Here is a 19,222-nt window from a genome sequence, read left to right as displayed (position 1 = left end):
CCAGACGAGCTGGTGCGTGGTGGGGGGGGCTCGTTGTTGTTAATAACTTAAAGTATAAACCGGGGCAACGCCGGCGGGGGGGGGCGTGGCGGGGGGGGCGGCGGGCTCCGCCCCCGCCGCTCGAATTGTGTTCACGATCGCCTGAAATTCCGTGCCGGCGCTTCGCTGAACTCACGACCACGGACCTTTGGGGCCGGTCGGATTGCGTCCCCAGGGATTGGGTCTCGGCTTGGCCGGCTCAGCCGGCCTCTCGGGCCGCGCGGCCCTGTCCCACGGACCAGACGGCTGCTGCCCGGTCCCTTCCGGCGCCGGCCTTGGCGTCGCGGCCGCTTCGGGTGCGCCGGCCATTTCGCTCGCCATCCTCTGCAACGCGGCGATGCGGTTTTCTGTGCTCGGGTGAGTGGAAAACAAACTGTCCATGCGCTCGCCGGAAAGAGGATTGATGATGAAGAGATGGGCGGTTGCCGGATTGCGCTCGGCATCCGGGTTGCGGATGCGTTCGGCGCCCCGCGCGATCTTGTCAAGTGCCGAGGCGAGCCACAGCGGGTGTCCACAGATTTCGGCACCGCGCCGGTCGGCCTCATATTCGCGGGTGCGGCTCACCGCCATCTGCACGATCATGGCGGCCAGGGGCGCGACTATCATCGCCACCAGCACGCCGACGATGCCAAAGGAATTGTTATTGTCGCGGTTGCCGCCGAAAAAGAAGGCGAAATTGCCGAGCATCGAAATTGCGCCGGCAAAGGTGGCGACGATCGTCATGGTCAGCGTATCGCGGTGCTGCACATGGGCGAGCTCGTGTGCCATCACCGCCGCGACTTCTTCATGCGATAGCCGCTCGAGCAGGCCGGTGCTGGCGGCGACAGCGGCATTTTGCGGATTGCGGCCGGTGGCGAAGGCATTGGGCTGCGGATTGTCGATGAGATAGGTTCTCGGCATCGGCAGGCCGGCACGTTGCGCGAGACCCTTCACGATGGCGTAATATTCAGGCGCGTTGCGTTCGTCGACTTCGATCGCACGGTGCATCGACAGCACCATCTTGTCGGCGTTCCAATAGCTGAACAAATTGGTGCCGGCGGCGATCAGCAACGCGATCATCATGCCGCCGGATCCGCCGATGAGATAGCCGACACCCATGAACAGGGCCGTCATTGCGGCCAAAAGCATGGCGGTGCGAAGGGTGTTCATCGTCTGCTCCGTTCTGGCCCAACAAAGGGGTCGATCCTTGTGGGCCCATCGCTATATGATGGGAAACAGCGGTTCCCGTTTCAATCGGGGCCTGTTTCAATCTAGCGGAAGATCGCATGATCGACAAAACCAGCCAAACGCATGCTAACGGCTCGCCGCAAAAGCCGCTGACCCCGGCAGCCAGGCGCGCCTTGGTCGAGGCCGAGGCCCGGCGGGAGAAATATCGCGAGCAGGAAGCCACGCTGCCGAGGGAGATGGGCGGGCGCGGCGGCAAGGAGCCTGGCCGCTATGGCGACTGGGAGGTCAAGGGCCTGACCAGCGACTTTTAGCCCAGGCAGGGTGCTAGTCAAACAGGCAGCGCGGCCCGCTCCACTCCGATGGCAATCCAGCCGCTGGAATCGACGGCGATGCCGATCGCGTCATAGCCGGCGATGGTGGCATGCGGCGTCTCCAACGGATGCCGGTGCGTGGCGCTGATCACCACGACCGCAGCGCCCGCGGCTTCGGCCGCCGCTATGCCGGCCGGCGCGTCCTCGAAGACGAGGCAGTCGCCCACATCGACGCCGAGCCGTTCGGCCGCCAGCCGGAAGCAGTCGGGCGCCGGCTTGCCGCGCGATACATCCTCCGCCGCAACAATCACGGCGGGAGCCGGAATACCCGCGGCCTGCAGGCGCAGCAGGGCGAGCTCGCGCGGTGCCGAAGTGGCGATCGCCCAGCTTCCAGGCGGCAGCGACGCCAGGAAGGCCGCGGCGCCGGCAATCGGGCGAATGCCCTCGACATCGGCCGCCTCGGCCTGCAAAAGCGAATCGGCTTCGCGGGCAGGATCGACGCCTGGGAGCGCCAGCCGGCCGATGGTCTCGATCGCCCGCACGCCGTGGATGGTCGGCAGGAATGCGGCGACGTCAAGACCTTGCCGATGCGCCCACGCTGCCCAGACCCTTTCCGCTGCGGCGATCGAATTGAGAATCGTGCCGTCCATATCGAACAGGAAGGCCGCGAATTTTCTGCCTGCAAACATCGGTTTCCCGGGGTCATCTTGGAGGGATTATTTCGAAAGACGCGTGTCAATCGACCGTAACGTTGCCGCGTCCGTATGGGAAGCCGCGAGGCGTCGTTTTTGACGACCACAAGGAACCGCCACGCACTGTCCCGCGTTGATCGGCACTATCTTCCATGACGATCGCAGGGGAGGGCGATGCTGATTCGGCTCGGCTATGAAATTGCCATTGAATGCGTTGCAGCAACGCCGGTCGTTTCATTGCTCGATATCCACGGGGATCGCCAGGCCGACATCAAGCGGCAGACGCGCGTGCTGACCTCGCCGTCGGTCCCGACCAGGGTCTACCACGACCTTTTCGGCAATAGCTGCCGCCGCTTCACGGCGCCGGCCGGAAGCTTTCGCATCCTTTATGACGCGGTGGTCGAGGACAGCGGCGAGACGGACGAAGTCAACACGCTGGCGAGAGAAGTCCCGGTTGCCGAATTGCCGGACGAGGTGCTCGGCTATCTGCTCGGCAGCCGTTACTGCGAGACCGACCATCTCGGCGACCTGGCCTGGCAACTTTTCGGCCAGCTTCCACCGGGCTGGGCGCGGGTGCAGGCCATCGTCGACTATGTCCACAACCGCCTGTCCTTCGGCTACGGCTATGCGCGCTCGACCCGCACGGCGGCGCAGGCGCATGAGGAACGCGTCGGCGTCTGCCGCGACTTTGCCCATCTGGCGATCACGCTCTGCCGCTGCATGAACATCCCGGCCCGCTACGTGAACGGCTATCTCGGCGATATCGGCGTGCCCGCCGATCCGGCGCCGATGGATTTCTCGGCGTGGGTGGAAGTGTTCCTCGACGGCAGGTGGTACACTTTCGATCCTCGCCACAATGTGCCGAGGATCGGCCGCGTCGTCATCGCCCGCGGCCGCGACGCCACCGACGTGCCGCTGCTGCACAGTTTTGGCCCGCATCGGCTCACCCTGTTCAAGGTCTGGACGCACGAGCAGGAAGGTAATCTGTTCAAGCCGCCTTGTCGTGGCGTCGACAAGACGGTCAGCGCACGGATGCTGGCCTAGTCTTTCGGGACACATTCACAGTCCGTGTTTCCATTTCCCGCCACCGCGATCGTGCTGAACCGGTTCGATACATCTCGTCTGTACCGGATTGGGACGCAGTCCAGTCGTCCTGAATTGCGAGCCTGTTCGTGGTAAGCGCTTTGTCGACAAAGCCGTGCCGGCGCAGCTTTCGTTTACCCTCTGTTTACCCTGCCGCCGCTCGAAACCGTTTGGAAACAATGACCTGATCGCGGGCCGGTCGCTTTCCCGGGCCTGGCGGCGCGATCCGGCCGGATTCCTGCAATGCGCGTTCGGACAGCTGCAGGCTGTAGCGAATGGAGGCGGAAGGAATGCGGCGTTTCGGGGGTCTTGTTCAGACGATCGGCGGCTTTGCCGGGGATCGCAGCGGAAATTTCGCGGTCCTGTTTGGGATAATCGGCTCAGTGCTGGCACTGAGTGTCGGCTTTGCGGTCAACGTGTCCCAACTCTACAATGTAAAATCGAGCCTGCAAGGCGTGGTCGATGCAGCGGTCACCTCGACGGCCCGCGACCTGACAACCGGCGTCATCAGCGAGGCCGACGCCAGCAAATCGGTGCAGGCCTTTCTCGATGCCAACAGCACGGCGGGTATCCTCCAGGACAACCAGATCGTCCTCGACAATCTGGTTGTCGACAGGACAGCCAAGACTGTCCAGGCGGACGTCCATGTCAACGTCAACTACTATTTCCCGCTTTTCAGCACGGGTGGCATGCAACGCGTCCCCGCATCGACGACGGCGCTCTATTCGGACAAGCAGATCGAAGTCGCGATGATGCTGGACGTGACCGGGTCGATGGCCGGCCAGAAAATCATCGATCTGCGGGCGGCCGCGGCGAATGCTGTCGACAGCTTCCTGGGCGGCCAGGACCCCTCCAAGCCACGTGTGCGGGTTGCCATCGTGCCTTATGCCAATTCGGTGAATGCCGGTACACTTGCCGCCAGCAGCGTCTATGTGGAAACCACCGCCAGTCAACGCAAACAGGCGCCGGCCAATGACGCCGTGCAGTATGTCTCGGGCTTTATCCGTCCCGATAATTGCGCCACCGAGCGCAAGGGGACCTATCAGTATTCGGATGCGGGCCCCGACGTCAGCATGGTCAATCGCGACTACCTGCTGTCATCCTTCGCCTGGCAGACCGGCACCGCCGCCTGCCCGATCGCCGCGCTGATGCCGCTGACAGCGGATGCGACGGCGCTCAAGACGGTCATCAAGAATTTCGTCGCCTCCGGCGGCACCGCCGGCCATATCGGCGTGCAGTGGACCTGGTACATGCTTTCGGAAAACTGGGGCAGTGTGATGAAAGCCTCGGAACGGCCGGCCAAGATGGATCCAAAGAAGGTTGCCAAGATCGCGATCCTGATGACCGATGGCGAATTCAACCTGTCCTACTTCGATGCGAGCACGGTCAGCGACGTCTACAATGACGCCGGCAAGGAGCCGACCCGCACGGCCGCCAAGAAACTTTGCGCTGCCATGCGCGACAAGGGCATCGAGGTCTTCACCATTGGGTTTGACCTAAACGAAACGAATGCCAAGGCGACGCTCCAGGATTGCGCGAGCCCGGACACCGCCAAGATCAAGCACTTTTATCAGGCGGCCAATGGAACGGAACTCAACCAGGCTTTCCAGGATATAGCGCGCAACGTCGAGATGTTAACCGTAACCAAATAGGGGACAACAGCCCAAAAAGGAAAGGCCGCCGCTTCTCGCGAAGCCGGCGGCCTTCCGTGTTTCCGTCCATGGCGCGGCTCCTGGCGGCGACCCTGGTCGCCAGCCGCGCATCTCGCGCCTTAGCGGGAAGACTGCTTCCCGAAAGTGCGATCCGCTGAGGCCACGTTCTGGAAAACGAAATCACTCGACATCGGATCACCTCCTTTCGATTTGTTGAACACTCCCTCATGATGGGGTGTCATCCGGCAAATGGCAAGGCGCGGCACCCGAAAATCCTGAACAAGCCTGCTTGTGCACTCGGGCGGCTTGCGGCCGGCCGATCGGGCAGGCAAGATCGAGCCGCTATTGTTCCGGGCCACTATTTTGCCGGGTAAGGGAGGACGGGATGGAGGCAGCCGAGAGAGCGGCCCGGATTGTTCGGACGGTCATCGAGACGCTGAAGCCGGGTTTTGCGGTGAGGCTGTGGACAGGCGAGCGGATCGGCCCGGCTGCCGGCCCGGTGCTCACCATCAACGACCAGGACATCGTCTGGCAGATCGTACGTCGGCCCTCTTTATCGACGCTGATCGAGATGTGGATTGCCAAGGCGGTCGACGTCGAAGACGGATCGCTGTTCGATTTCTACGCCTTGCCCACGCACGGCAAGCTCAGGACGAAGCTCAAGACATTGCCGAAGCTGGCGATCCTGCGCGACCTGCCGGCGGTGCTGTTTTCGCGAAAACAGATGACGACGCGAACCGATCTTTCCGGCCGCAATCCTTTCGTCAGCGGTTCGAGCAAGGAGGCGATCGAGCATCATTACGACATTTCCAACGCATTCTACCGGCTCTTCCTCGACGAGCGCATGGTCTATAGCTGCGGCTACTTCAAGGATTTCGCCAACGATATCGATCAGGCCCAGAGAGACAAGCTCGACCATATCTGCCGCAAGCTTCGGCTGAAGCCCGGCGATAGATTGCTCGACATCGGCTGCGGCTGGGGAGCGATGCTCATCCATGCGGTGAAGAATTATGGCGTCGTCGGCCACGGCGTTTCGCTATCGGAAGCACAGACCGAGCTCGCCCGTGAACGCATCCGCGCCGAGGGGCTGGAGGACCGCATCACCATCGAGATAAAGTCCTATGCCGAGCTGTCCGGCTCCTTCGACAAGATCTCGTCGATCGGCATGTTCGAGCATCTGGGGCTTGCCAACCATGCGGCCTATTTCTCGAGGATCCATCGCCTGCTCAAGCCGGGCGGCATCTATCTGCACCACGCCATCACCCGGCGCGACAAGGGCAGCTTGAAGAAGACGCTGCGCAAGGGGCCGGAATTCAAGGCGCTGATCAAATACATTTTTCCGGGCGGCGAACTCGACACGATCGGCATGACGCTCGGCAATCTCGAGGCCCACGGCTTCCTCGTCTACGACGTCGAAAATTTGCGCGAGCACTATGCGCGCACCTGCAGGCTATGGGCCGAGCGCCTCCACGCACGCTTCGACGAAGCTATCGCCGAGGTCGGCGAAGCCAAGGCGCGGCTCTGGCTGCTTTATCTCACCGGCTGCTCGATTACCTTCGAACGCGCCTCGGCGCAGGTTTTCCAGACCGTCGCCACAAGGCGCGCGCGTGGGCCGAGCGGCCTGCCGCCGACGCGGGCGGATTTGTACCGATAGCTACAGGAGGCGCATCGTGGCGCCGATCTCGACGCGGGCCGGTCGATCGACGGTGCAGTAGACGCCGAGGTTATGGGCGTTGTGGCGGACCAGGCTGCGCAGGATTGCCGGGTCGTGGTCGAACCCGTCCTGGCCAATGATGGTGAAGCCGCAGCGGCGGCACGGCTCGGAGATGGTCAGGAGCAGGTCGCCGATCGCCAGCTTGCGCCCGATCCATTCCGTCTCGGGGAACGACCCCTCGACCTCCGGCACATCGACGACGATGTTGGGGCGGAAGCGGCGCGCGTCGGCGGTGCCCTTTGGATGCAGCACTTTCAAACGCGCCAGTGAGGCGGTGGTCAGCAGATGAATAGGGGCTTTGACGTAGCGTTCCGTCAGCAGAGGGCCGGCGTAATCCGGAGCCGCATTTTCCCGACGGAACGGCCGGATGGAAGCCGCAAAGCCGAGATAGGCGCAAATGGCGCGATCACTTTGCGCGCCAGGTGCCGAAAGCCAGCGTCCGTCGGGGATGGCGACCTCCAGCCTGCCGGCCTGCGACAGCCGGGTGCGGATGCGGGGCACCTTGTGCCATTTCGCTTCGCGGTCGGGCCGTGCGATTTCATCGGTCGAGGTATCGACAAGACCAAACAGGCGGTCGCCTTCGACGGTATGCCGGTCGACGGAGATCGCCTGCTGAAACTCGCCGGCGAGCGAGCTCGCGGGATAGCGCCAAAGCTCGGTGACGGCGCCCAATGCGGGTTGCATCAGCCCTTCTTGTTTTGCCGGTTGGCGATAAGGTCGTCGACGACCGCCGGATCGGCCAGCGTCGAGGTATCGCCGAGCGCGGCAAAATCATCCTCGGCGATCTTGCGCAGGATGCGTCGCATGATCTTGCCGGAACGGGTCTTCGGCAGGCCGGGCGCGAACTGGATCTTGTCGGGCGAAGCGATGGCGCCGATCTCCTTGCGGACATGGGCGACGAGTTCCTGGCGCAATTCCTCGCTTGGCGTTTCGCCGGCCATCAGCGTGACATAGCAGTAGATGCCCTGGCCCTTGATATCGTGCGGGTAGCCGACGACGGCGGCCTCCGAGACCTTCTCATGCGAAACCAGCGCCGATTCGACCTCGGCGGTGCCCATGCGGTGGCCGGAGACGTTGATGACGTCGTCGACGCGGCCGGTGATCCAGTAGTAGCCGTCAGCATCGCGGCGGCAGCCGTCGCCGGTGAAGTATCTGCCCTTGTAGGTCGAGAAATAGGTCTGCACGAAGCGGTCGTGATCGCCATAGACGGTGCGTGTCTGGCCCGGCCATGAGTCGGCAATACAAAGATTGCCGCTGGCTTCGCCTTCGAGCACCTTGCCGTCGGTATCGACCAGCTGCGGCTTGACGCCAAAGAAGGGCCGCGTCGCTGAACCCGCCTTGAGGTGGGTGGCGCCCGGAACCGGCGTGATCATGATGCCGCCCGTCTCGGTCTGCCACCAGGTATCGACGATCGGCACCTTGCCGTTGCCTACGACGTTGAAATACCACTCCCAGGCTTCCGGATTGATCGGCTCACCGACGGTGCCGAGCACGCGCAGCGACTTGCGCGACGTTTTGGTGACATGGGCATCGCCGGCGCCCATCAGCGCGCGCAACGCCGTCGGCGCCGTGTAGAAGATGTTGACCTTGTGCTTGTCGATCACGTCCCAGAAACGCGACTGCGACGGGTAGTTCGGCACGCCTTCGAACATCAGCGTGGTGGCGCCGTTGGCGAGCGGCCCGTAGACGATGTAGCTGTGGCCGGTGACCCAGCCGACATCGGCGGTGCACCAGTAGATATCGCCGTCATGATAGTCGAAGACATATTGGTGGGTCATCGAGACATAGACGAGATAGCCGGCGGTGGTGTGCAGCACACCTTTCGGCTTGCCGGTCGAGCCGGATGTGTAGAGGATGAACAACGGGTCCTCGGCGTTCATCTTCTCGGGCTTGCATTCGGCCTTAACCGTCGCGACCTCGTCATGGTACCAGACGTCGCGCCCGGCGGCCCAGCCGGTCTTGCCGCCAGTGCGGCGCACTACCAAGACCTTTTCGACTTTCGTTCCGGCCTTGGCGGCGATCTCGATCGCCTTGTCCGTGTTCTCCTTTAGCGGGATCGGCTTGCCGCCGCGCAGGCCTTCGTCGGCGGTGATGACGAAGGTCGACTTGCAGTCATCGATGCGTCCGGCCAGCGCATCCGGCGAAAAGCCGCCGAAGACGACCGAATGAATGGCGCCGATGCGCGTGCAGGCGAGCATCGCATAAGCGGCCTCCGGGATCATCGGCATGTAGATGGTTACGCGGTCGCCCTTCTTGACGCCGTGCTTTTTCATCACATTGGCGAGGCGGCAGACATGCGCGTAAAGCTCGTTATAGGTGATCTTCCTGTCGTCGTAGGGATTGTCGCCTTCCCAGATGATGGCGGTCTGTTCGCCGCGCTTCTTCAGATGCCGGTCGATGCAGTTCCAGGAAACGTTGGTCTGGCCATCCTCGAACCATTTGATTGAGACCTGGCCGTCGAAGGACGTGTTCTTGACCTTGCTGTACGGCTTGAACCAGTCGATGCGCTTGCCGTGCTTGCCCCAGAACTTGTCCGGGTTCTTGACGCTGTCGGCGTACCATTTCAGGTAGGTGTCATTGTCAATCAGCGCGTTCTTCTTCCACGCCGGCTGGACGCGATGGACATGAACATCGGACATTTCTTCGCCTTCCTCCCCAAAACCAAACCGCCGGCTTGACCGCCGGCAGGATCGCAGCGATGCGGCCGCGAATTCGCGCGCATTATTAACAGTTCGGCCGCGACGGCAACATTAGACGTTGGATTCGCGCGGCGGGATGCCGCAGGCGCCTTACCAGGCGGTGTCAGCACTCTCGTGAGTCGGCTGCTAAGCGCATGTTTTTGCGGAAGTAATCTGGTTCGATCATAGAAATATCAATAGACGATTAAGCAAATGGGGTGCACAATTTCAGCCTGGGAGGAAGGAATCAACCAGGGGACCGCAATGCGCGACCATTCCGAAATGGACCTGATGCTCAAGGGCTATGGCTTGACCACGGCCAAGATTCTTTATCACTTTCCAGATCATCCGCATCTGCTGCAGAGCTTCATCTGGCAGGATTACGACATCGCCCCGAAATTTCCCGTGCTGATCCGTTTCATCGAGTTCTGGAAGGCCAAGCTCGAAGGCCCGCTGCATTCGGTCAGCTACACGCACCAGAAGCTGATCGCGCCGAACGAATGGCGCAAGGTCGACGGCGAGTTCGTTCTGCATTAGCCGGGCGGGCGGCAGCCTGGGAGCCGCCGCCCAGCTTTTGGAGCGTCAGACTGCGGGCGGGTTCAGCCGGGCAAAACCCTCCTGCCGGCGATAGGGAAAATACGGATAGGGTGCGGTGACCTCACTTGCCGTGTCGAGCTTCTTCATCTGCTCGGCTGTCAACGACCAGCCGACGGCGCCGAGATTCTGGCGCAACTGCTCCTCGTTGCGCGCGCCGACGATGACGGAGGCGACGGTCGGCCGCTGCAGCAGCCAATTGATGGCGATCTGCGGTATGGTCTTGCCGGTTTCCTCGGCGACAACATCAAGCGCGTCGACGACCCGATAGAGATGCTCATCCTCGACGGGCGGTCCGAAGCTTGCCGTGTCGTGCAGCCGGCTTTTCTCAGGCAGCTTCTGGCCACGGCGGATCTTGCCGGTCAGGCGGCCCCAGCCGAGCGGGCTCCACACCAGCGCACCGACACCCTGGTCGAGGCCGAGCGGCATCAACTCCCATTCATAGTCGCGTCCGACCAGCGAGTAATAGACCTGATGGGCGACGTATCGGGGATAGCCGTATCTGCCCGCCAGGCCGAGCGATTTCATCACTTGCCAGCCGGAAAAATTGGAGACGCCGACATAACGCAGTTTGCCGGCGCGCACGAGACTGTCCAGTGTCGACAGCACCTCCTCGATCGGTGTTGCTGCGTCGAAGGCGTGCAGTTGCAGCAGGTCGATGTAGTCGGTGCCAAGGCGCCCCAGCGCGTCTTCGACGGCCTTGATCAGGCGTGAACGTGACGATCCGGCATCGTTGGGACCGTCGCCCATCGGCAGCGAGGTCTTGGTCGAGATCAGCACGGCGTCGCGGCGGCCCTTGATGGCAGCGCCGAGCACTTGTTCGGAAGCGCCATTCGAATAGACGTCGGCGGTGTCGAACAGGTTGACGCCGGCCTCAAGGCAGATGTCGACCAGCCGCCGTGCTTCCGTCGCATCGCTGTTGCCCCAGGCGCCGAACAGCGGGCCTGAACCGCCGAAGGTTCCAGCGCCGAACGAGAGCGCCGGGACCTTCAGGCCTGATGCGCCAAGATTTCGATAATCCATGGGTTTGCTCCTTGTGGAAGGATGGCTGTTTCAAAGATTGGTTGAGGTTTGCCGTTCTATGACCGCGCGATTTCCGGTGTGGCGAGGACAGGATCTCGGTCGAGGCGCAGCGCAAACGCCGCCACGGCAAGCGCTGAAAGCGGCAACAGGGCCGCGACCCAGGTGACGGCATCGAGGCCGGGACCATGGGCGATGACCACGCCGCCGAGCCAGGCGCCGGCAGCATTGCCGAGGTTGAAGGCGGCGATGTTGAAGGATGAGGCGAGGCTCTGGCCGGCGCCTTGTGCCTTCTGCAACACCCATAACTGTAGCGGCGCGACGGTGGCGAAGGCGGCGGCGCCGAGCAGGCCGACATAGATAACGGCCATGACCTGGCTGTGCAGGGCGAAGGTCATGGTGCCGAGCACCATCGCCAGGACGACGAGACTGCCGAGAACGGACGGTACCAACCAGCGGTCGGCGAACTTGCCGCCGGCGAGGTTGCCGGCAATGAGGCCGCCGCCGAAGACCAGCAGGATCGGCGACACCGCTGCTTCATCAAAACCGGTGATCTCGGTCAGCAACGGGGCGATGTAGGTGAAGACGGCGAAGACGCCGGCATAGCCAAGCACGGTGGTAGCAAAGCCAAGCAGGACCGGCGTGCGGCCGAGCACGGCGAGATCGGCGCGCAAATTGCTCTTCTCAGGCTCTGTTCGGCTGCCCGGCACCAGCAGCAGAATGATGGTAAAGGCGGCGATGCCGACCAGGGTCACCGCCCAGAAGGTCGCGCGCCAGCCGAAGGCTTGGCCGAGCCATGTGCCGAAGGGCACGCCGAGGATGTTGGCGATGGTCAGGCCGGTGAACATCAGGGCGATCGCCGAGGCTTTCTTGTTGGGCGCCACCAGTCCGGTCGCCACGACCGAGCCGACGCCGAAGAAGGTGCCGTGGGCGAAGGCGGTCAGTACGCGCGCACCCATCAGCGTCCAGTAGTCTGGGGCAAGCGCACAAGCGAGGTTGCCCAGCGTGAAGATCGCCATCAGCGCCAGAAGCACGGTTTTGCGCGGCCAACGGCCGGTTGCGATCGTCAGCAGCGGCGCGCCGATGACAACGCCCAGCGCATAGCCGGAAATCAGCTGGCCGGCAGCCGAGATCGAGACGTCGAGATCGGTGCTGACGTCGAGCAGCAGGCCCATGATGACGAATTCGGTGACGCCGATGCCGAACGCACCGGCGGCAAGAGCGTAAAGAGCAAGGGGCATGGCGGTTCCCACTTCGATGACGACCAGTTTTGACGACGGGCGCCGTGTCCTCCCACGCCCCGATCCGGAAGATCGTGCCGCGATGTGCTGTGAACCAGCCTTGCATCGGGCACATCGTCTGTGAAATAGATTCACCAATGGCCAGGCCCGACATCAATCGCTCCGGCGAGATCGAAGTGTTCGTCCGCGTCGTCGAGGCGGGCAGCTTTTCAGCCGCTGCCCGCGCGTTGCGGATGACGCCGTCGGCGGTGAGCAAGCTGATCGCGCGGCTGGAGGCGCGGCTTGGTGCGCGGCTGGTCAGCCGTTCGACGCGCAAGCTGCAACTGACGCCGGAGGGGGCGGCGTTCTTCGACAGCGGCGTGCGCGTCCTGGCCGACATGGCGGCGGCCGAGCGCGAGGCAGCGGCGGGTGCCGCGCCGCGTGGCCGGCTGCGGATCAACAGCTACGTGCCTTTCGGGCAGCATCGGCTGATCCCGCTTTTGCCGCGTTTCCTAGAACGCTACCCCGAAATCTCGGTCGATCTGGTGTTGACCGACGATGTCATCGACCTGATGGAGGAGCGCGCTGACGTCGCCATCCGCGCCGGACCGCTCGGCGAATCACGGCTGGTGGCGCGCAAGCTCGGGCAGAGCCGGGTGGTCGTCGTTGCGGCGCCATCGTATCTCGAAGCGCGTGGCACGCCCAAGACGCCCGCCGATCTCGATCGTCACAACCGGATGGGCTTCCGTTTCGTACGTCACCTCGAGGGCTGGCCTTTTATCGACGCGGCCGGCAAGCCGATCACCCTGTCGATCATCGGAAATACGCTGGTCAGCGACGGCGAGGCGATGCGGCTGATGGCGCTCTCGGGGGCGGGCCTCGCCCGGCTGGCACGCTGGCATGTGGAGGCCGACATTGCCGCCGGCCGGCTTCTGCCGCTGCTGGAAGAGTTCAACCCCGGCGACGAGGAACTCACCCACGCCGTCTATGTCGGCCAAGGCAAGCATCTGCCGGCGCGGGTGCGGGCGTTTTTGGACTTTTTGGTCGAGACGGTCCGGCTGACCTGAGCCCAAAAAAGATCGGGAGCCTGCCGGCTCCCGAAGCATCGAATCGAAGGTGAGATTGAGTTACGTTTTCGGCACAACGGGCGCCGGACGCCGGCCGGCAGCCTGACGTTCCAGCATCCAGCCGGGGTATTCGGCGGGCAGGGCACTGACTTCGTCGAGGCGAACGAGATCATCGGCATCGAGCTTCAACTCGGTGGCTGCAAGGTTCTGTTCCAGCTGCTCCATGCGGCTGGCGCCGATGATGACGCTCATCACGAATGGCTTGGCCAGGACATAGCCGAGCGCCACCGTGGCGACGCTGACGCCGTGCTTGACGGCGATCTCGCGCATGACGGCGACTGCTGCCCAGGCACGGTCCTCATTGACCGGCGGGAAATTGAAGCTGGCGCGGCGGCCCTCGCCATTGCCGGGGGCGCCCGGTCCGTATTTGCCGGAGAGCAGGCCGCCAGCCATCGGCGACCAGACCATCAGCCCGAGCTTCTCCTCGTTGAGCAGCGGCACGATTTCGCGCTCGAGATCGCGGCCGGCGATCGAGTAGTACGACTGCACGGTCTCGAAGCGGGCAAATCCCTTGCGCTCGGCAATACCCAGCGCCTTGGCAACGCGCCAGGCCTGCCAGTTCGAGACGCCGACATAGCGGACCGTGCCGGCGGCAACGAGGTCGTCGAGCGCCCGCAGTGTCTCGTCGATCGGCGTCACCGTGTCGGTGCCGTGCAGCTGGTAGAGATCGATGTGATCGAGCTGCAGCCGCTCGAGGCTGCCTTCGACCGAATCCATGATGTGGCCGCGCGAGGAACCACGCTGGTTCGGGCCCCCGCCCATGGCGCCATGGACCTTGGTGGCGATGATCACGTCCTGTCGGTTGACGCCAAGATTCCTGAGCGACTGGCCGAGAAGCCGTTCCGAGGCGCCGAAGGAATAGACATCCGCCGTGTCGAAGAAATTGACGCCGGCGGCGAGCGAGCGGGCAACGATCTCGTCGACGCCCTTCTGGTCGAGGCTGGCGATCAGGCCCCATTGGGCATTCTCGCCGGCCGCGCCGAACGTCATCGTGCCGAGGCAAAGTTCGGAGACGAACATCCCCGTATTTCCAAGTTGATTGTAACGCATGGGTGGCTCCAGACGGGTTGAGAATAACTCGACCCATATAGGAACGAAACGTTCCGTTTCTATACGCTGGCGCAGTCAATGTCAGCCTGTGGCCTAAGGTCGGCTGCGCCTCATCTGGCGCCGAAAATTGCCGATCCAACCCTGACACTGGTCGCGCCGAAGGCGATCGCGGTTTCGTAGTCGCCGGACATGCCCATGGAGAGCTTGTCGACGCCGGCCTCAAGCCCAAGCTTTTCCAGCAGCGCGAAATGCGGACCGGGGTTCTCGTCGGCCGGCGGAATGCACATCAGCCCTTCGATGGCGAGGGCGTGAACCGAGCGGCAGCGGGCCACGAAGGCGACAGCCTCGCGCGGCTCGATGCCGGCCTTTTGCGGCTCGGAGCCGGTGTTGACCTGGACATAGAGCCTTGGTGACCGGCCTTGCCTGGCGATCTCCTTGGCCAGCTCTGCGGCGATCTTTTCACGGTCGACGGTTTCGATGACATCGAACAATGCCACCGCTTCCTTGGCCTTGTTCGATTGCAGCGGACCGATCAGATGCAGCTCGATGTCGGAAAATGCCTCCTTCAGCACCGGCCATTTCGCTTGTGCTTCCTGGACGCGGTTTTCGCCGAAGACGCGCTGGCCGGCCTCGATAATCGGGCGGATATCGGCGGCGTCGAAGGTTTTCGAGACTGCGACCAGCGTCACCGCTCCGGCCTCACGGCCTGCCTCGCGCTCGGCGGCAGCGATCCTTGCCTTGACCGTGAAAAGCTGTTCGACGGCGCTCGCCATGCCTATATCCTGCCTGTGTTTGGCTTTTCGCCGGATCGCCGCAGTTGACGGGTCCGGCAATCCATGGTGAACACCGCGACGACATTTCCTGAGCCGCCCGGGCATTGTCCGGCGGCTCGCGCATGCTTTTAAGTGAAAAACACCCGATGGCAACCGAACGATACAATCCGCGCGCGTCAGAGCCCAAATGGCAGAACGCCTGGGACGCCAAGAAGCTGTTCGAAGCCGACAATGACGACCCGCGCCCGAAATACTACGTGCTGGAGATGTTCCCGTATCCGTCGGGGCGCATCCATATCGGCCATACCCGCAACTATACGATGGGCGACGTGGTGGCGCGCTACAAGCGGGCCAAGGGTTTCAACGTGCTGCACCCGATGGGCTGGGACGCCTTTGGCATGCCAGCCGAAAACGCGGCGATGCAGAACAAGGTCCATCCCAAGGACTGGACCTATCAGAACATCGCCGCCATGCGCGAGCAGCTCAAGGTCATGGGCCTGTCGCTCGATTGGGCCCGCGAGTTCGCCACCTGCGACGTCGACTACTATCACCGCCAGCAGATGCTGTTCCTCGATTTCGTCGAGAAGGGGCTGGTGACGCGCAAATCCTCCAAGGTCAACTGGGATCCGGAGGACATGACGGTGCTTGCCAACGAGCAGGTCATCGACGGACGCGGCTGGCGCTCAGGCGCGCTGGTGGAACAGCGCGAGCTGACGCAGTGGTTCTTCAAGATCACCGATTACGCGCAGGATCTGCTGGATTCGCTCGACCAACTCGACGACTGGCCGGAAAAAGTGAAGCTGATGCAGGCGAACTGGATCGGCCGTTCGGAAGGGCTGCTGATCCGCTGGCCGCTGGCCAAGCCAGTCGCCGGCGAGCATGAGCTCGAAGTCTATACGACCAGGCCCGACACCATCTTCGGCGCGTCCTTCATGGCGATTGCGGCCGACCATCCGCTGGCCAAAAAGGCCGCCGAGGACAATCCGGCGCTGGCAAAGTTCATCGACGAAGTCCGCCATATGGGCACTTCGGCGGCGGCATTGGAGACGGCCGAGAAGAAGGGTTTCGATACCGGCATTCGCGTTGTCCATCCGTTCGACGAGAGGTGGACGCTGCCCGTCTACGTCGCCAATTTCGTGCTGATGGACTATGGCACCGGCGCCATCTTCGGCTGCCCGGCACATGACCAGCGCGACCTCGACTTCGCCAACAGATACGGCCTTCCGGTCATTCCGGTGGTGATGCCGGAAGGCGAGAATCAAGGAAGCTTCCAGGTCATCGACGAGGCTTATGTCGATGATGGCGCGATGATCAATTCGCGCTTCCTCGACGGCATGAAGCCGGATCAGGCATTCGACGAGGTGGCGAAGCTGCTGGAACAAAGGACCATCGGCAACCGGCCGATGGCCGAGCGCAAGGTGAATTTCCGCCTGCGCGACTGGGGCATTTCGCGCCAGCGCTATTGGGGCTGCCCGATCCCGATGATCCATTGCGAGGATTGCGGCGTGGTGCCGGTGCCGAAGGCCGACCTGCCGGTCAAGCTGCCGGACGACATCGAGTTCGACCGGCCGGGCAATCCGCTCGATCGCCATCCGACATGGCGGCACGTCAAATGCCCGCGTTGCGGCAAGGATGCGCGGCGCGAAACCGACACGATGGACACATTTGTCGATTCTTCTTGGTATTTCGCTCGCTTCACCGCGCCGTGGGCAAACGATCCGACCGATCCCAAGGCCGCGACTGAATGGCTGCCGGTCGACCAGTATATTGGCGGCATTGAGCATGCGATCCTGCATTTGCTCTATTCGCGCTTTTTCACCCGCGCCATGCGCGAGACCGGCCATGTCGATCTCGCCGAGCCGTTCAGGGGCCTGTTCACGCAAGGCATGGTGGTGCACGAGACCTATCGGGTTGGCGGCGCCTCGAACGGCCGCTGGCTTGCGCCTAGCGAGGTCAGGCTGGAAGACGCCGACGGCAAGCGCCGCGCCTTCGAAATCGCCACCGGCGAAGAGGCGGTGATCGGTCCGCTCGAAAAAATGTCGAAGTCGAAGAAGAATACGGTGAGTCCGGAAGAGATCACCGACGGCTACGGCGCCGATACGGCGCGCTGGTTCATGCTGTCGGACTCGCCGCCCGAGCGCGATGTCGAATGGACCGACGAGGGTGCGGCCGGCGCGCATCGCTTCATCCAGCGCATCTGGCGCCTGGTGTCGACGGCTGCCGAATCGCTCGCCGGAGTCCGGCCAGAGGCGGCGAAGGACGGCGAGGCCGGGACAGTGTCCAAGGCCGCGCACAAGATCTTGAAGTCGGTCGGCGAGGATATCGAAAAGCTCGCCTTCAACCGCGCCATCGCCCGCATCTACGAGCTCGCCAATGCCTTGACCGTACCGCTCAACGAGGCGGCAGAGGGCAGGGCCGGTCCGGCGCTGCAAGCGGCCTGCCGTGAGGCCGTCGAGATCCTGGTGCACCTGATCGCGCCGGTCATGCCGCATCTGGCCGAGGAGTGCTGGCAGACGCTCGGCGGCACCGACCTTGTCGCCGAACGGCCCTGGCCGGATTACGATCGCTCGCTTGTCGTCGACGCCGAGATCGTGCTGCCGGTCCAGGTCAACGGCAAGAAACGCGGCGATTTGACAATTGCCCGTGACGCGGATCAAGGTGCGGTCGAAAAGGCGGTTCTGGCTCTCGACTTCGTGCAGAAAGCGCTCGAAGGTAAGGCGCCGCGCAAGGTGATCATAGTGCCGCAGAGGATCGTCAATGTCGTTGCCTGATCCGCGAAAGACAGAGTTGACGCTGCGCCGCGTTGTGCTTTGCGGGCTGCTCGCCTCGGTGGCGCTGGTTTCCGCCTGCACGGTGCGGCCGCTCTATTCGAGCGCGCCGCTGATCGCCGGCTCGCAGGTCGGCGCTGCTGCCGAACTGGCATCGATCTCGGTCAAGCCGGTCAAGACCCGCTACGCCCAGCAGGTCCGCAACAATTTGATCTTCGCGCTCGGCCAGGGCGCCGGCGAGCCGGCTTCGCCGGTCTATTCGCTTGATCTCGGCGTCTCCGAACTCGTCGAATCGGCGGCAATCGAGCAGGTCACGACCGACGAAGACGAGCCGACCGCCGGCACTGTGACGCTGACTGCCAACTATGTGCTCAGCGATGCCAAGACGGGCACGGTCATAGCGAGGGGCAAGCGCTCGATTCCGTCGTCATACGACAGGCCGCGCCAGGAATTCGCGTCATACCGGGCCCAGATCGACGCCGAGAACCGTGCGGCGCGCGAGCTGGCAGATGTGCTGCGGCTGTCGATTGCCCAGGATCTGATCAAGCACGGCAAGCCGGCGGCAAGCTAGGTCTTTCCAGAGTGCGCAATCTGCAAAAAAGGCCGATTGCTCGGCTTTTTTTGTTCGTAGGATAGTCGCTTCAGCCGATCTTCTGCCCGGTCTTTGCCCAGTCGGCGAGGAACAGTTCCAGGCCCTTGTCGGTCAGCGGGTGCTTGACCAGCGCCTTGAGCGTCGCCGGCGGCGCGGTGATGACATCGGCACCGATCAGCGCCGCCTGCTTGACATGGTTCACGGTACGCACCGAAGCGGTCAGGATTTCAGTCTGGAAGTCATAATTGTCGTAGATGGTGCGGATATCGGCAATCAGCTCCATGCCGTCCCAGCCGCTATCGTCGATGCGGCCGACGAAGGGCGAGATGAAGGAGGCGCCGGCCTTGGCGGCGAGCAGCGCCTGGGTGGCCGAGAAGCACAGCGTGACGTTGACCATGCGGCCGTCCGACCGGATGTCCTTGCAGGCTCTCAGGCCGTCGAGCGTCAGCGGCACCTTGATGCAGACATTGTCGGCGATCCTGGCCAGGATCTTGGCCTCCGCCATCATGTCCTTGTATTCGGTGGCGACGACTTCGGCCGAGACTGGGCCCTTGACGATCTCGCAGATCTCTCTTGTGACGTCGGCGATCTTGCCGCCGGATTTCAGGATCAGCGACGGATTGGTGGTTACGCCGTCGAGCAGCCCCAAATCGTTCAGCTCGCGGATTTCCTTGACATCGGCGGTGTCGACAAAAAATTTCATGGCGGTCTCCTGAAGATTTTTCATGTGCACGTCATGCAC

At 63.1% G+C, this 19,222-nt stretch carries 17 protein-coding genes; 8 read left to right on the top strand and 9 right to left on the bottom strand.

The features are described 5' to 3' along the window. Positions 1 to 171 precede the first annotated feature (171 nt). Positions 172 to 1,188, bottom strand: coding sequence for a zinc metalloprotease HtpX (htpX, locus tag NKI58_RS02775; protein WP_023678119.1), 1,017 nt, complete (start codon positions 1,186 to 1,188; stop codon positions 172 to 174). A 116-nt stretch (positions 1,189 to 1,304) separates the two neighbouring features. Between htpX and NKI58_RS02770 the strand changes: the two genes are divergently transcribed. Beyond that, entirely contained in the window at positions 1,305 to 1,517 is a 213-nt protein-coding gene (locus NKI58_RS02770) for a DUF1674 domain-containing protein (protein ID WP_023678118.1), read from the top strand. Positions 1,518 to 1,534: 17 nt separating this feature from the next. On the opposite strand, the gene NKI58_RS02765 is transcribed toward NKI58_RS02770, so the two are convergent. Continuing rightward, positions 1,535 to 2,206 (bottom strand): HAD-IA family hydrolase, encoded by a 672-nt coding sequence (locus tag NKI58_RS02765; protein ID WP_023678117.1) that lies wholly within the window; start codon positions 2,204 to 2,206, stop codon positions 1,535 to 1,537. A 177-nt stretch (positions 2,207 to 2,383) separates the two neighbouring features. On the opposite strand from NKI58_RS02765, the gene NKI58_RS02760 reads away from it, so the two are divergent. From NKI58_RS02760 to NKI58_RS02750, 3 genes are all read left to right on the top strand, one after another. Beyond that, entirely contained in the window at positions 2,384 to 3,253 is an 870-nt protein-coding gene (locus NKI58_RS02760) for a transglutaminase-like domain-containing protein (RefSeq protein ID WP_023678116.1), read from the top strand. 329 nt (positions 3,254 to 3,582) lie between these two features. Next, entirely contained in the window at positions 3,583 to 4,944 is a 1,362-nt protein-coding gene (locus NKI58_RS02755) for a pilus assembly protein (RefSeq protein WP_023678115.1), read from the top strand. A 385-nt stretch (positions 4,945 to 5,329) separates the two neighbouring features. Continuing rightward, on the top strand, positions 5,330 to 6,598 hold the full coding sequence (locus tag NKI58_RS02750; RefSeq protein ID WP_023678114.1) for a class I SAM-dependent methyltransferase: 1,269 nt from the start codon (positions 5,330 to 5,332) through the stop codon (positions 6,596 to 6,598). Here NKI58_RS02750 and NKI58_RS02745 read toward each other — a convergent pair whose 3' ends face one another. Continuing rightward, positions 6,599 to 7,342, bottom strand: a complete 744-nt coding sequence (locus NKI58_RS02745; protein ID WP_023678113.1) for an MOSC domain-containing protein — start codon at positions 7,340 to 7,342, stop codon at positions 6,599 to 6,601. Next, positions 7,342 to 9,297 (bottom strand): acetate--CoA ligase, encoded by a 1,956-nt coding sequence (gene acs, locus NKI58_RS02740; protein WP_023678112.1) that lies wholly within the window; start codon positions 9,295 to 9,297, stop codon positions 7,342 to 7,344. Before acs ends, NKI58_RS02745 begins: the two co-directional genes overlap by 1 nt. A gap of 303 nt (positions 9,298 to 9,600) precedes the next feature. Between acs and NKI58_RS02735 the strand changes: the two genes are divergently transcribed. Then, the gene (locus NKI58_RS02735; protein WP_023678111.1) at positions 9,601 to 9,873 is read left to right on the top strand and encodes an usg protein; all 273 of its coding nucleotides are present in this window, start codon (positions 9,601 to 9,603) and stop codon (positions 9,871 to 9,873) included. Between the two features lie 45 nt (positions 9,874 to 9,918). Here NKI58_RS02735 and NKI58_RS02730 read toward each other — a convergent pair whose 3' ends face one another. Both NKI58_RS02730 and NKI58_RS02725 read right to left on the bottom strand, forming a co-directional pair. Further along, positions 9,919 to 10,953, bottom strand: coding sequence for an aldo/keto reductase (locus NKI58_RS02730; protein WP_352574608.1), 1,035 nt, complete (start codon positions 10,951 to 10,953; stop codon positions 9,919 to 9,921). Between the two features lie 56 nt (positions 10,954 to 11,009). Then, positions 11,010 to 12,191, bottom strand: coding sequence for an MFS transporter (locus NKI58_RS02725; RefSeq protein ID WP_352569514.1), 1,182 nt, complete (start codon positions 12,189 to 12,191; stop codon positions 11,010 to 11,012). 137 nt (positions 12,192 to 12,328) lie between these two features. Between NKI58_RS02725 and NKI58_RS02720 the strand changes: the two genes are divergently transcribed. Next, positions 12,329 to 13,237, top strand: a complete 909-nt coding sequence (locus tag NKI58_RS02720) for a LysR family transcriptional regulator (RefSeq protein ID WP_023678108.1) — start codon at positions 12,329 to 12,331, stop codon at positions 13,235 to 13,237. 60 nt (positions 13,238 to 13,297) lie between these two features. Here the strand turns inward: NKI58_RS02720 and NKI58_RS02715 are convergent, their stop codons facing one another. Together NKI58_RS02715 and NKI58_RS02710 are read right to left on the bottom strand one after the other, a co-directional pair. Next, positions 13,298 to 14,347, bottom strand: coding sequence for an aldo/keto reductase (locus NKI58_RS02715; protein ID WP_023678107.1), 1,050 nt, complete (start codon positions 14,345 to 14,347; stop codon positions 13,298 to 13,300). Positions 14,348 to 14,457: 110 nt separating this feature from the next. Beyond that, the gene (locus NKI58_RS02710; protein WP_023678106.1) at positions 14,458 to 15,120 is read right to left on the bottom strand and encodes a YggS family pyridoxal phosphate-dependent enzyme; all 663 of its coding nucleotides are present in this window, start codon (positions 15,118 to 15,120) and stop codon (positions 14,458 to 14,460) included. Between the two features lie 146 nt (positions 15,121 to 15,266). Between NKI58_RS02710 and leuS the strand changes: the two genes are divergently transcribed. Both leuS and NKI58_RS02700 read left to right on the top strand, forming a co-directional pair. Next, positions 15,267 to 17,891, top strand: a complete 2,625-nt coding sequence (gene leuS / locus NKI58_RS02705; protein ID WP_023678105.1) for a leucine--tRNA ligase — start codon at positions 15,267 to 15,269, stop codon at positions 17,889 to 17,891. Beyond that, positions 17,878 to 18,459 (top strand): LPS assembly lipoprotein LptE, encoded by a 582-nt coding sequence (locus NKI58_RS02700; RefSeq protein WP_023678104.1) that lies wholly within the window; start codon positions 17,878 to 17,880, stop codon positions 18,457 to 18,459. Before leuS ends, NKI58_RS02700 begins: the two co-directional genes overlap by 14 nt. A gap of 70 nt (positions 18,460 to 18,529) precedes the next feature. On the opposite strand, the gene fsa is transcribed toward NKI58_RS02700, so the two are convergent. Beyond that, positions 18,530 to 19,183, bottom strand: a complete 654-nt coding sequence (gene fsa, locus NKI58_RS02695) for a fructose-6-phosphate aldolase (protein ID WP_023678103.1) — start codon at positions 19,181 to 19,183, stop codon at positions 18,530 to 18,532. Positions 19,184 to 19,222: the final 39 nt, after the last annotated feature.

Source organism: Mesorhizobium sp. M0522, assembly GCF_040321085.1.
In the GTDB taxonomy this organism is placed as follows: domain Bacteria; phylum Pseudomonadota; class Alphaproteobacteria; order Rhizobiales; family Rhizobiaceae; genus Mesorhizobium.
Note: the sequence above shows the minus strand (reverse complement) of the source record. Positions and strands in the feature narration are given on the sequence as shown.

Bases quoted from the DNA above. Each gene is read 5' to 3' on its own strand.
- htpX (WP_023678119.1), bottom strand. From the start codon at position 1,188: ATGAACACCCTTCGCACCGCCATGCTTTTGGCCGCAATGACGGCCCTG.
- NKI58_RS02770 (WP_023678118.1), top strand. From the start codon at position 1,305: ATGATCGACAAAACCAGCCAAACGCATGCTAACGGCTCGCCGCAAAAG.
- NKI58_RS02765 (WP_023678117.1), bottom strand. From the start codon at position 2,206: ATGTTTGCAGGCAGAAAATTCGCGGCCTTCCTGTTCGATATGGACGGC.
- NKI58_RS02760 (WP_023678116.1), top strand. From the start codon at position 2,384: ATGCTGATTCGGCTCGGCTATGAAATTGCCATTGAATGCGTTGCAGCA.
- NKI58_RS02755 (WP_023678115.1), top strand. From the start codon at position 3,583: ATGCGGCGTTTCGGGGGTCTTGTTCAGACGATCGGCGGCTTTGCCGGG.
- NKI58_RS02750 (WP_023678114.1), top strand. From the start codon at position 5,330: ATGGAGGCAGCCGAGAGAGCGGCCCGGATTGTTCGGACGGTCATCGAG.
- NKI58_RS02745 (WP_023678113.1), bottom strand. From the start codon at position 7,342: ATGCAACCCGCATTGGGCGCCGTCACCGAGCTTTGGCGCTATCCCGCG.
- acs (WP_023678112.1), bottom strand. From the start codon at position 9,297: ATGTCCGATGTTCATGTCCATCGCGTCCAGCCGGCGTGGAAGAAGAAC.
- NKI58_RS02735 (WP_023678111.1), top strand. From the start codon at position 9,601: ATGCGCGACCATTCCGAAATGGACCTGATGCTCAAGGGCTATGGCTTG.
- NKI58_RS02730 (WP_352574608.1), bottom strand. From the start codon at position 10,953: ATGGATTATCGAAATCTTGGCGCATCAGGCCTGAAGGTCCCGGCGCTC.
- NKI58_RS02725 (WP_352569514.1), bottom strand. From the start codon at position 12,191: ATGCCCCTTGCTCTTTACGCTCTTGCCGCCGGTGCGTTCGGCATCGGC.
- NKI58_RS02720 (WP_023678108.1), top strand. From the start codon at position 12,329: ATGGCCAGGCCCGACATCAATCGCTCCGGCGAGATCGAAGTGTTCGTC.
- NKI58_RS02715 (WP_023678107.1), bottom strand. From the start codon at position 14,347: ATGCGTTACAATCAACTTGGAAATACGGGGATGTTCGTCTCCGAACTT.
- NKI58_RS02710 (WP_023678106.1), bottom strand. From the start codon at position 15,120: ATGGCGAGCGCCGTCGAACAGCTTTTCACGGTCAAGGCAAGGATCGCT.
- leuS (WP_023678105.1), top strand. From the start codon at position 15,267: ATGGCAACCGAACGATACAATCCGCGCGCGTCAGAGCCCAAATGGCAG.
- NKI58_RS02700 (WP_023678104.1), top strand. From the start codon at position 17,878: ATGTCGTTGCCTGATCCGCGAAAGACAGAGTTGACGCTGCGCCGCGTT.
- fsa (WP_023678103.1), bottom strand. From the start codon at position 19,183: ATGAAATTTTTTGTCGACACCGCCGATGTCAAGGAAATCCGCGAGCTG.